The following is an 11,046-nucleotide window of genomic DNA, read 5'->3' as shown; positions in this document are numbered from 1 at the left end:
TCTATCCTACCCCGTAACAAAAAAAGGCCACCCTCCGAAGAGGGTGGCTACAGGGAGGCTTAGAAATTGAAGCGGACACCCGCCGCGTAGCGCGCATAGCCGGGAGAGGCGAAATAGACGTTGTTCTCGGATCGGCGATGTCCGCGGCGGCTTTCGCCCGTCAGGTTGATCACCTCTCCGAACACCGTCAGCCCCGACTTGAACTCGTAGCTCGCGCTCGCGTCGATCTGGCCATAATCCTCGACATAGAAGGGGTTGGCCCCCGTTCCTGCCAGGAACTTCTGACGCCAGTTATAGGCAACGCGTGCCTGGATACCGTTCTTGTCATAGAATAGCACCGCGTTGGCACTGTCGCTGAGACCGGTCAGCGCGAACTGGGTCACCGACGCCGGTTTGGTGTTGTCGTAGGTCGCGTCGCCCCGGACGATCGTATAGTTCAGGATCGCACCGAAGCCGGTATCCCAGAAGCTATGCTGCACGGCGAATTCGAAGCCGTAGAGATTGGCCGTCTGGTCGCTGTTGACCGGCGTGTTGACCTGGAACGGCACCAGCGGGTCTTCCGGCAGCGCGAAGATCTTGCCGGTGATGTAGCCCGCCGGATCGACACCCGTCCGCTGGGTCGAACCCGGGAAGTTGGTGAAGATATACTGGCGGATGTCCTGCGTGCTGGCATTCGCCCCCAATGCCGCCAGCGCCGCCTGGTAACGCGGCCCGCCAGCCACCGTGTGCAGGCCGAACGCGTTCTGGGTCACGCGATCCTGCGAGATGAAATTCTGGACATCCTTGTTGAAGAAGCCGACCGAGATGTAGCTGCTGGGTCCGTAATACCACTCGGCCGACAGATCGATATTCTTCGACTTGTAGGGAAGGAGGCCCGGATTGCCGCGGCTGCCTCCGCCAAAGGCAATGCGGAATTGCGTGTCGAGCGTCAGGCCGCCCTGAAGGCTGGCATAGTCGGCACGGGCGATGGTGTGGCTGTACGACGCGCGCAGCTTCACATTGTCGAACGGCGAGATGTCGAAGTCCACCGCGGGGAGCCAATTCTGGTAGCTGCCCTTGAAGCGCGAGAAGTCGGAGCGACCCGAATAAGAGATGTAGAACTCGTTCGCCGCATCCCATGACGTGCCGTTCGGGATCGGCACCAGCGCCATGGAATCGATATTGGTGTGATCGTAGCGTACGCCGGCCACGACATGCGCGTCATTGCCGAACGCGCTGAACTTGCCCGCGACCTGAATATAGGGCGACAGCGTCTTTTCGGTGATCCGCCGGTCGATGGTGTAGTCGGCTAGGCAGCTTCCCGCTGGCGCCTTGCCGGTCTGCGGCCGACTGCAGGTGCCGTAGCGCTGCTCAATGATCCCCACCATCCGCTCGAAGTCGAACGCGTAGAGGCTCGGGATGATGTTGGCCGCGCCATTCATGCCCCGGAACTTGTCGGGCAGGCTAACCAGCTTGAAGATATCGTCCGGGATATCCGACGCCGGGCCGGCGCCGCTCCACGTCTCGTTCTGCAGGAAGCCATAGGCCGACCGCACCTTGTTCTCGACGTACGAGACGCCGAAATCGATGCTGTCGAGCAGCCCGCCATCATGATCGTAACGCGCCTTCAACTGCGCCTGGTTGATCTCGTCGCGGAAATAGGCGTTCCGGAAGGCGTTGCCGGTCGGCATGATCTGCCCGGCATCGAGCGGATTGTTCCCGGGGTGGAAGGCCGTCGAAATGACCGGCAGATAGCTGTCGAAGCTGATCTTCTGGTTCGACAGGCCGACCACCGCATTGCCCACCGACACGCTCGAGCCGTATTTGTTGGTCGGCTTCGACGTCGCGGTCGAATGGTGGAAGTCGAGCTGCGCGGTAACCCCACCCGGCGCGGCCCAGGTCAAATTGCCGCCAAACGAATGGTTCTCGCTGCGGTTGGCGGTCAACGCCCCGCTGTAGGACAGGTCCTTGCGCTCGGCCGCGCCGAACGCTTCGGAATAGAAGACCGGGGCCGCGACGGGCCCGTCGGTCCAAGCGCTCGAGGTGTTGTTGTGGTTGAACCAGATGCCGACGCTGCTGGTACGCACCTCGACCGTGTTACGCGAATAGGTGTAGTCGAGCGTCGCGGTGAGCGATTCGATCGGGCGGAATTGCAGGACCAGCTGCCCGTTGATCCGCTCACGCTCGATATCGTTGAGGTTATACGATCCGTTCTGCGCGACCTCATACACATCAGTCGCATCGGGCCGGTTCTGGATCTGGCCGTAGCGCGGATCGCCCGGATTGGCGAGCGAACCCCAGTTGTTCTCGTTGCCGAGATAGCCGTCGCGCCAGTCGGTCTTGTAGTCGTTATTGCTCGCCTTGCGCTTCTGGTACGAACCCGCAAGCATGATGCCGATCTTGTTGTCGGCAAAGGTCGTGCTGAAGATGCCCGAGACCTCGGGCGTGATCTCGTCACCGTGATTGTATGAGCTGTCAAACACGCCCTTGACGGCGATGCTCCCGCGCAGGCCCGGCCGGTCGAGCGGGCGCGGCGTCTTGATGTTGATCGACGATCCGATGCCGCCCGACGGGATCGCGGCGCGACCGGTCTTGTAGACCTCGACACCGGCTATCCCCTCGGACGCGAGATTGGCGAAATCGAACGAACGGGTGGCCGGCGCACTCGCGCCGTCGCCAAGCCCCGATGTCGGCATCTGACGCCCGTTGAGCGTCACGAGATTGAATTCAGGACCGAAGCCGCGGACCGTGACGAACGACCCCTCGCCGTTCGAACGGTCGATCGACACACCGGTGATGCGCTGGAGCGATTCGGCCAGGTTGGTGTCTGGGAACTTGCCCATATCTTCGGCGGAGATCGCATCGACCACGCCCTGCGCGTCACGCTTGATCGTCATCGCCTGAGCAAGGCTGGCACGGATGCCGGTAACCAGAACCTCTTCGGCTTCCTCGGTCGGCGCCGCTGCGTCCTGAGTGTCTTGTGCAAGCGCCGGAGTCGCGGCCATCGCCAGCGTCGAAGCCCCGATCACAAGCCGCGAAATTGCCAGTCGTGAAACTGAGCGAGTCGTGCCCCGCATCCTCATCCTCCCCTTCAGCGGCGCGTGAATCCGCGCTCGTTGAGAACGTTCACTTGAACCGATTGTACAACGTTGTCAAGCTTCAGCCATTCATTGCCAGAAGCGATGCGAACGGCGGAAAACCGTTATTGTGAACGTTCTCAATATATGCTGTTGTCCCCCGCAGACAGGCACGGCGGACAGGCCGGGAATTAGGAGAGGGAAACGCATGAGTCGGACTATCGCCGCATTGCTCGCGGCCAGCGCGATCACGGCATTCACGCCGATTTCGACACTCGCGCAGCAGGTTCCAGCGGCGACCGACGTTCGCGTCCGCGCCGAATCCATCGTTGCCCGGATGACGCTCGACGAGAAGATCGCGCTGGTCCACGGGCTGTTTCCGCCGTTGACCAAGGTGACACCACCAAACCAACTGGTGCCGTCGGCGGGGCATATCGAAGGCAATCCACGCCTTGGCGTGCCGCTCGTGCGAGAGAGTGACGCGTCACTCGGCGTCGCCAACCAGGTCGAACAACGCAAGGGCGATGTTGCCACCGCCCTCCCCTCCAGCCTCGCAACCGCCGCAACCTTCGATCCGGAGATCGCGCGAGCGGGCGGCGCGATGATCGGGGCCGAAGCGCGCGCCAAGCGTTTCAACGTGCTGCTCGCGGGCGGCGTGAACCTCAACCGCGATCCCTGGGGCGGCCGCAACTTCGAATATCTGGGCGAGGATCCGCTGCTCGCCGGCGAACTGGGCGGCGCGCATATCGCCGGGGTCCAGTCGAACCACATCGTCTCGACCATCAAGCATTTCGCGCTCAATTCGCAGGAAACCGGCCGGATGGTGCTCGACGCGCGCATCGGCGAGGCGGCGCTGCGCGAGAGCGACCTGCTCGCCTTCCAGATCGCGATCGAGAAGGGCAAGCCCGCCTCGGTCATGTGCGCCTATAACAAGGTCAATGGCGACTGGGCGTGCGAGAATGATTTCCTACTCAACCAGGTGCTCAAGCGCGACTGGGGCTATCGCGGCTGGGTGATGAGCGATTGGGGCGGTGTCCATTCGGCCGAGAAGGCGGCGAAGGCGGGACTCGACCAGCAATCGGGCCAGGAACTCGACCGCGCGATGTATTTCGACGCGCCGCTCAAGGCCGCGGTCGAACAGGGCCGCGTGCCGATGGCGCGGCTCGACGATATGGTCATCCGCTACCTCACCGGTCTGATCGAAAGCGGCGCCTATGACACGCCGATGCCGGCGGCGGCGCAGACGCCCGACTATGCCCGCAACGCGCTCGTGGCCCAGCGCGCGGCCGAGGCGGGAATCGTGCTCCTCAAGAATCAGGACGGCATCCTGCCCCTCGCCGCCACCGCGAAGAAGATCGTCGTGATCGGCGGCGGCGCGGATGTCGGCGTGCTGTCAGGCGGCGGGTCGAGCCAGGTGCGCTCGGTCGGCGGCGCGCCGATCGAGATCCCGCTGGCGCATGGCCCCGCCGCTTCGTTCGTGCGCGTGACCTATCACGCCTCCTCGCCGCTTGAGGCACTGCGCAAGGCGCTGCCGGGTGCGCAGGTCAGCTTCGTCGATGGCCGCAACCTCAATGCCACCATCGACGCGGCCAAGGCCGCCGATCTCGCCATCGTCTTCGGTACGCAATGGACGACCGAGGCGGAGGACGTGTCCGACCTCAAGCTCCAGAATCACCAGGACGCGCTGATCGCGGCGGTCGCGGCCGCTCAGCCGAAGACGGTCGCCGTGCTCACCACCGGCGGCCCGGTGACAATGCCCTGGCTCGATCGCGTGCCCGCCGTGGTCCAGGCTTGGTACCCCGGTCAGCGCGGCGGCGAGGCGATCGCCAATATCCTGACCGGTAAGGTCAATCCCTCGGGCCGCCTCCCGATCACCTTCCCCGCGCATGAGGGGCAGGCACCCCGCCCACAACCAGTCGGCCTCGACACCTTCACCTCGCTCCAGGCGGCGGCCGCGGCCAACCCCGCCAACCCCGGCGGCTACGAGCTCAAGAGCTTTCCCGTGGAGTATGTCGAGGGCAGCGACGTCGGTTATCGCTGGTACGAGAAGAAAGGGCAGAGGCCACTCTTCGCCTTCGGCCACGGCCTCAGCTACACCAGCTTCGCCTATGCCAAGGCGACCGTCACCGGCGGTAAACGCCTGACGGTCTCGTTCGACGTCACCAACACGGGCAAGCGCGAGGGCGCTGACGTGCCGCAAGTCTATGTCACGCGCGAAGGGTCACACGTCCCGATGCGCCTCGCCGCGTTCAAGCGCATCGACCTCAAGCCTGGCGAGACGCGCCGCATCACTCTAATCGCGGAACCGCGCATCCTGGCCGATTACGACACCAGCTTGCCCGGCTGGCGTATCCGGGGCGGTACCTATCGCATCGCGATCGCGCGCGATGCGACCGACCGTTCGATGCTGCTCACAACCAGCCTCGACCCGGCGACGATGAAGCCCTAGCGTCCCTGCTCCCCGGCGGCGCCCGCGATCAACGCGGGCGCGACGGCCGGGGTGTGCGGGGTGCCTTGTGGGGAGCAGTATCGAGCCGGATCAGCCGGTGCGGCGGTCGCTGCGCTTCATCCTGCTCGTCGCGCTTGCCAATGCCGGCGGGGTGATCGGTTTTCTACCGCTGCTCACCCTGCTGCTGCCGCTCAAGATCGCCGAGGTCGCGGGCGATGATCGCATCGCGGTGTTCACCGCCACCGTCATCGCGGGTTCGGTCGCGGCAAGCGCATCGAATGTCCTGTTCGGCTGGCTGAGCGACAGATCGGTCGCGCGTGGCGGCGGGCGCCGGAAGTGGGTCGGACTTGGTCTCGCCGGTCTCGCAATATCCTTCGCGGCGGTCGCGGCCGCAACGACTCCATTGCAGATCGTCCTGGCGGTAGTGCTGTTCCAGACTGCGGTAAACGCTGTCCTTGCCCCGATGTTTGCGGTCATGGCCGACGAAATCCCCGACGCGCAGAAGGGCTTGTCGGGTGGCTTGATCGCACTCGGCGCGCCACTCGCCTCGGCGGTCGCAGCGCTGATGATCACGATGGGCGTGACCGGCGAGCCGGCTCGCCTTGGCTTCGTCCTCGCGGCTGTGCTGCTATGCGTCGTCCCGCTGCTCGCCGTTCCGTCCCGGATCGCGCCTGTCACCGTCGCGCCCGAAGAAGCGCCGCTGCTCGGGCGGGATCTCGCTGTCGCCTGGGCCTCTCGCCTGCTGGTGCAGGTCGCCGGCAATGTGCTGTGGCTGTATCTAGTCTATTATTTCGCCAGCATCGATCCGCACACCCCCACTTCGAAGAGCGTCGGGCCGCTCGGTCAGTTGATGACCGTGGCCTACCTGATTTCCGTACCCGTGGCGGTGCTCGCGGGCCGCTGGTCGGACCGGATCGGGCGGCGCAAGCCGTTCCTGATCGCCTTCGCGCTTCTGGCCGCGCTGGGTCTAATCGGCCTCGCCGTGGCGCGCGACTGGAACATGGCCGCCGGGGCGTTTGCCTTCTACGCGCTCGGCTCGGCGGCGTTCCTGTCGCTTCATTCGGGGTTCGCGATGCAATTGCTGCCCGATCCGCGCCACCGCGGCCGCGACCTGGGGCTCATCAATCTCACCAACACGCTGCCGGCGCTGATAGGCCCCCTGCTCACCTGGGCGCTCGCCAAGCCGCACGATTTCCGCGCGGTGATGCTGGTGCTGGCCGGGCTTACTCTGCTGGGCGGGCTGCTGGTCCCGGCGATCCGGCATCGGCGCTAGCCCAGTAGCGGACATAATCGACCGACATGCGCTGCGGCAGCGCCGCATCATCGACGCCCTTCTGCCCGCCCCAGTCACCGCCGACCGCCAGGTTGAGGATCAGTTCGTACGGCTTGGTGAACGGCCACGCCGCCACACCGCCCGGCTGATCGTCCTTCACCCGCATATGCCCGCGCCCGTCGATGCCGATCGTGATCGAATCCGGGCGCCAGTCGAGCTGATAGCTGTGGAACTGCGTGCACGCCGTCGGCAGCTTTGTCTGCGCGCCGCGCTGCGTTCCCTTGACGTGGTAGAATGCGGAGCTGTGGACGGTCGCGTGGATCACGTTCGCGTCCCAGCCGACCATTTCCATGATGTCGATCTCGCCGCCTTCAGGCCATTTGCCGTCGGTCGGCAGCATCCAGATCGCCGGCCACATGCCGCGTCCGCATGGCAGCTTCGCGCGGATCTCGTAGAAGCCGTAGCCGTAGCGCTGGCGCGTCACGAGCTTGGCCGATGTATAGGCCTGCCCGCCCCAGTCGGCGACCTTGCCCTTGAGCGACTCCTGCCGCGCCTCGATGACGAGCACGCCCTTTTCGATCCGGGCATTCTGCGGCCGGCCGTCGGCGTAATATTGAAGCTCGTTATTGTACCAGCCGGTCTTGTTGCGGTGCATGTCGAACAGCCATTTGGCGGCGTCGATGCGGGGGCCGTTGAACTCATCGGCGAAGCTTGGCCTAGTCGTCGGCGCGGCCATCGGCACGTCGGCGGAGACGTTGGTCGCGCTCAGGGTCGACTGCAGCATCAGCGCAAACGTGACGAACATCGCCTACTCTCCCATCGGCCAATGTGAACGTTCACAAGATGCCAGATCGCAGACGCTTTGCAAGAGCCGGAAGCGCCGATCAGGCTGGCGGCGCGACCAGCCGGTAGCCCACGCCGGGTTCGTTGCGGATCAGTGCGGGGCGGCTGGCGTCGGCCTCAAGCTTCTGACGGAGGTTGCGGACGACGATGCGCAGATAGTCGACGCGGCCCTCGTGCGCCGGGCCCCAGACGGTGCGCAACAGTTGGGCGTGGCTGATCACCCGGTCGGGGCGTTTCGCCAGTTCGGCGAGCACCTCATATTCCTTGGGCGAGAGGTGGACTTCCTCCCCCGCCCGCTTCACGCGGCGATGGGTGAGGTCGATCTCGACCTCGCCCAACGACACTGTCGCCTGCTCGGCATCGCTCGCCAGCCGATGACGCAGCGCGGTGCGGATACGGGCGAGCAGTTCGTCGGTATCGAACGGTTTGGTCAGATAATCGTCGGCGCCGAGGTCGAGCGCAGCTACCTTCTCCGCTACATCCTCGCGCGCCGAAACCACCAGCAGCGTCGCGGTCGAGCGCGCCTTGATCGGCTGGATCAGTTCCAGCCCGTCGCGGTCGGGCAGGCCGAGGTCGAGCAGCACTGCATCGGGCTTGTCGATGTCGAGCAGCGACAGCCCTTCGCGGGCCGTCGCTGCCTCGACCACCGCATGCCCCGCGCGCTGAAGGGCGGCGCGGAGCAGGCGACGGATATGGACATCGTCCTCGACGATCAGAACCTTGGTGGGCAACGCCATCCCCGGGGCTTAGCGCCCGGCCGTCATCTGGTCGAGCGCGCGGTTCAGCGCGAGGACGTTCACGCGCGGCTCGCCAAGGAAGCCGAGCAGCGCGCCTTCGCTGTGCTGCTCAACCAGCGCCCGCAACTTCTCCGGGGCAATCGCGCGTGCCTTGGCGACGCGGTCCACCTGGAAAAGAGCCGCCTCGGGGCTCACATGGGGGTCAAGCCCCGAGGCGGAGGTTGTCACCAGATCGGTTGGGACCGAAGCGGCTGGTGCATTGCGGAGGGCGTCGGCATCGGTCTTCACGCGATCGATCAGCGCTTGCGATGTCGGGCCGAGATTGGAGCCGGCAGAGGCGGCGGCGTCATAGCCGTCACTGCCCGCCGCAGAGGGGCGACCATGGAAATAGCCCGCGCCCGCGAATTTCTGCCCGATCAGCTCGGAGCCGATCACGCGGTCCCCGTCGCGGATCAGGCTGCCATTGGCCTGATGCGGAAAGATCGCCTGGCCGATGCCGGTGAGCAGCGCTGGATAGGCGAGACCGAGTAGCGCACCGAATAGCAATGTCAGCACGATCGCGGGACGCAGGGCGGATTTGAGGTCGGTGAGCATTTCTGTTGTCCTCAGGCGAGGTTGAGAGCGGTGACGGCGAGGTCGATCAGCTTGATGCCGATGAACGGTGCGATCAGGCCGCCAAGGCCGTAGATGGAGAGGTTGCGCGCCAGCAGCGGCCCCGCCCCCATCGGCGTGTAGGTCACGCCCCTGAGCGCCAGCGGCACCAGGCACGGGATGATCAGCGCGTTGAAGATGATCGCCGACAGGATCGCGCTTTCGGGCGAGCTGAGACCCATCACATTGAGCACGCCGAGGCCCGGATAGAGGGTGACGAACATCGCCGGGATGATCGCGAAATACTTCGCGACATCGTTGGCGACCGAGAAGGTGGTCAGCGCGCCGCGCGTCATCAGCAGCTGCTTGCCGAGCCCGACGATCTCGATGAGCTTGGTCGGATCGCTGTCGAGATCGACCATGTTGCCCGCCTCGCGCGCGGCCTGGGTGCCGGTGTTCATCGCCACGCCGACATCGCTCTGGGCGAGCGCGGGCGCGTCGTTGGTACCGTCGCCGCACATCGCGACGAGCTTGCCGCCCGCCTGTTCCTTGCGGATCAGCGCCAGCTTGTCCTCGGGCGTCGCCTCGGCGAGGAAGTCGTCGACCCCCGCCTCGGCCGCGATCGCCGCGGCGGTGAGCGGGTTGTCGCCGGTGATCATCACCGTGCGGATGCCCATGCGGCGCAGCTCGGCGAAGCGCTCGCGCACCCCGGCCTTGACCACGTCCTTGAGCGCGACCGCGCCGAGCAGACGACCGTCCTTGGCAACCGCGAGCGGGGTCATCCCGGCACGCGCGATCTCGTCCGTCAGCTTGCGCAGCTCGGCCGCAGCGGGTGTGTCGCCGAGGCCGGGATTGGCGCGCAGCACCGAATCCACCGCGCCCTTCTGGATCAGCGTCCCCTCAACCTTCACGCCCGAGATGCGGGTCTGCGCGGTGAACGGGATCACCTCGGCACCCGCGGGCAAATTCGGTACCGAGATGCCGAATTTCTCCCGCGCCAGCGTCACGATCGAGCGGCCCTCGGGCGTCTCGTCGGCCAGGCTGGCAAGCAAAGCCGCGCGGGCAAGGTCATCGACCTGAACGCTGGCGAGATGGCGGAATTCGCTCGCCTGACGGTCGCCGATGGTGATCGTGCCAGTCTTGTCGAGCAGCAGCACGTCGACATCGCCCGCCGCCTCAACCGCGCGGCCCGACTTGGCGAGCACGTTGAAGCGGACCAGCCGGTCCATGCCCGCGATGCCGATCGCCGACAGCAAAGCGGCAATGGTCGTCGGGATCAGCGTGATGAGCAGCGCGGCGAGGATCGCCACCGGGATGCTGCCGCCCGCATAGCTGGCAAAGCCGGGAATGGTCGCGACCGCGATCAGGAAGATGATCGTCAGGCCGACGAGCAGGATCGTGAGGGCAATCTCGTTCGGGGTCTTCTGGCGCTCGGCGCCTTCGACCAGCGCGATCATGCGGTCGAGAAAGCCCTGACCTGGTTCCTGCGTCACGCGCACCTTGATCCGGTCGGAAATGACGCGCGTACCCGCGGTGACGGCCGAGCGGTCGCCGCCCGCTTCGCGGATCACCGGCGCGCTTTCGCCGGTGATCGCTGCCTCGTTCACGGAGGCGACGCCCTCGATCACCTCGCCATCGGCGGGGATCAGGTCGCCGGTCTCGACCAGCACGATTTCACCGCGTGCGAGCCGGGCGGCGCCGACCAGCTCCCACACCTCGCCCGTGCCGATCAGGCGCTTGGCCTGAAGTTCGGATTTGGTGGCGCGGAGCGAGGCGGCCTGCGCGCGGCCCCGGCCCTCGGCCAGTGCCTCGGCAAAGGTGCCGAACAGCACGGTCAGCCACAGCCACACGATCAGCTGCGCCTGGAAGGGAATCGAGAGCCTCTCCCCGCCCATCGCCAGCAGGACGGTGAGCAGCAGCGCCACGATCGCGGTGGTGAACAGCACGGGGTTCTTGATCAGATCCCGCGGGTTCAGCTTCTTGAAGGCGTCGCCGATCGCCGGAAGGATCAGCTCGCCCGAGAACATGGTCTTGGTGGTCATGATGGACCTCAATTGAAAGCGTTTCCGTCACCCCGGCCTTGTGCCGGGGTCCACG

General features: G+C 65.7%; 7 protein-coding genes. 2 read left to right on the top strand and 5 right to left on the bottom strand.

From position 1 onward, the window contains the following. Positions 1 to 59: 59 nt before the first annotated feature. Positions 60 to 3,056, bottom strand: a complete 2,997-nt coding sequence (locus tag AC07M1_RS08075) for a TonB-dependent receptor (protein ID WP_495162030.1) — start codon at positions 3,054 to 3,056, stop codon at positions 60 to 62. Positions 3,057 to 3,264: 208 nt separating this feature from the next. Here AC07M1_RS08075 and AC07M1_RS08070 point away from each other — a divergent pair, with 208 nt between their 5' ends. Together AC07M1_RS08070 and AC07M1_RS08065 are read left to right on the top strand one after the other, a co-directional pair. Further along, positions 3,265 to 5,505: a beta-glucosidase gene (locus tag AC07M1_RS08070; RefSeq protein WP_495162029.1), complete on the top strand. Its 2,241-nt coding sequence runs from the start codon at positions 3,265 to 3,267 to the stop codon at positions 5,503 to 5,505. 67 nt (positions 5,506 to 5,572) lie between these two features. Next, positions 5,573 to 6,778, top strand: coding sequence for an MFS transporter (locus AC07M1_RS08065; RefSeq protein WP_495162028.1), 1,206 nt, complete (start codon positions 5,573 to 5,575; stop codon positions 6,776 to 6,778). On the opposite strand, the gene AC07M1_RS08060 is transcribed toward AC07M1_RS08065, so the two are convergent. The 4 genes from AC07M1_RS08060 to kdpB form a co-directional block, all read right to left on the bottom strand. After that, positions 6,729 to 7,583, bottom strand: coding sequence for a glycoside hydrolase family 16 protein (locus AC07M1_RS08060; protein WP_495162027.1), 855 nt, complete (start codon positions 7,581 to 7,583; stop codon positions 6,729 to 6,731). The two genes, AC07M1_RS08065 and AC07M1_RS08060, sit on opposite strands and share 50 nt — an antisense overlap. Positions 7,584 to 7,662: 79 nt before the next feature. After that, a complete protein-coding gene (locus tag AC07M1_RS08055) occupies positions 7,663 to 8,358 on the bottom strand; it encodes a response regulator (protein ID WP_495162026.1) in 696 nt (231 codons plus the stop codon). 9 nt (positions 8,359 to 8,367) lie between these two features. Then, on the bottom strand, positions 8,368 to 8,952 hold the full coding sequence (kdpC, locus tag AC07M1_RS08050; protein ID WP_495162025.1) for a potassium-transporting ATPase subunit KdpC: 585 nt from the start codon (positions 8,950 to 8,952) through the stop codon (positions 8,368 to 8,370). Positions 8,953 to 8,963: 11 nt separating this feature from the next. Further along, positions 8,964 to 10,991 (bottom strand): potassium-transporting ATPase subunit KdpB, encoded by a 2,028-nt coding sequence (gene kdpB / locus AC07M1_RS08045; protein ID WP_495162024.1) that lies wholly within the window; start codon positions 10,989 to 10,991, stop codon positions 8,964 to 8,966. Positions 10,992 to 11,046 lie beyond the last annotated feature (55 nt).

It is taken from the genome of Sphingomonas sp. GW821-FHT10C01 (assembly GCF_059415525.1).
This window is presented reverse-complemented; position numbering and strand designations above follow the sequence as displayed.

What these genes read in the sequence shown, in the direction of transcription:
- AC07M1_RS08075 (WP_495162030.1), bottom strand. Translation starts at nt 3,056, where the DNA reads ATGCGGGGCACGACTCGCTCAGTTTCACGACTGGCAATTTCGCGGCTT.
- AC07M1_RS08070 (WP_495162029.1), top strand. Translation starts at nt 3,265, where the DNA reads ATGAGTCGGACTATCGCCGCATTGCTCGCGGCCAGCGCGATCACGGCA.
- AC07M1_RS08060 (WP_495162027.1), bottom strand. Translation starts at nt 7,583, where the DNA reads ATGTTCGTCACGTTTGCGCTGATGCTGCAGTCGACCCTGAGCGCGACC.
- AC07M1_RS08055 (WP_495162026.1), bottom strand. Translation starts at nt 8,358, where the DNA reads ATGGCGTTGCCCACCAAGGTTCTGATCGTCGAGGACGATGTCCATATC.
- kdpC (WP_495162025.1), bottom strand. Translation starts at nt 8,952, where the DNA reads ATGCTCACCGACCTCAAATCCGCCCTGCGTCCCGCGATCGTGCTGACA.
- kdpB (WP_495162024.1), bottom strand. Translation starts at nt 10,991, where the DNA reads ATGACCACCAAGACCATGTTCTCGGGCGAGCTGATCCTTCCGGCGATC.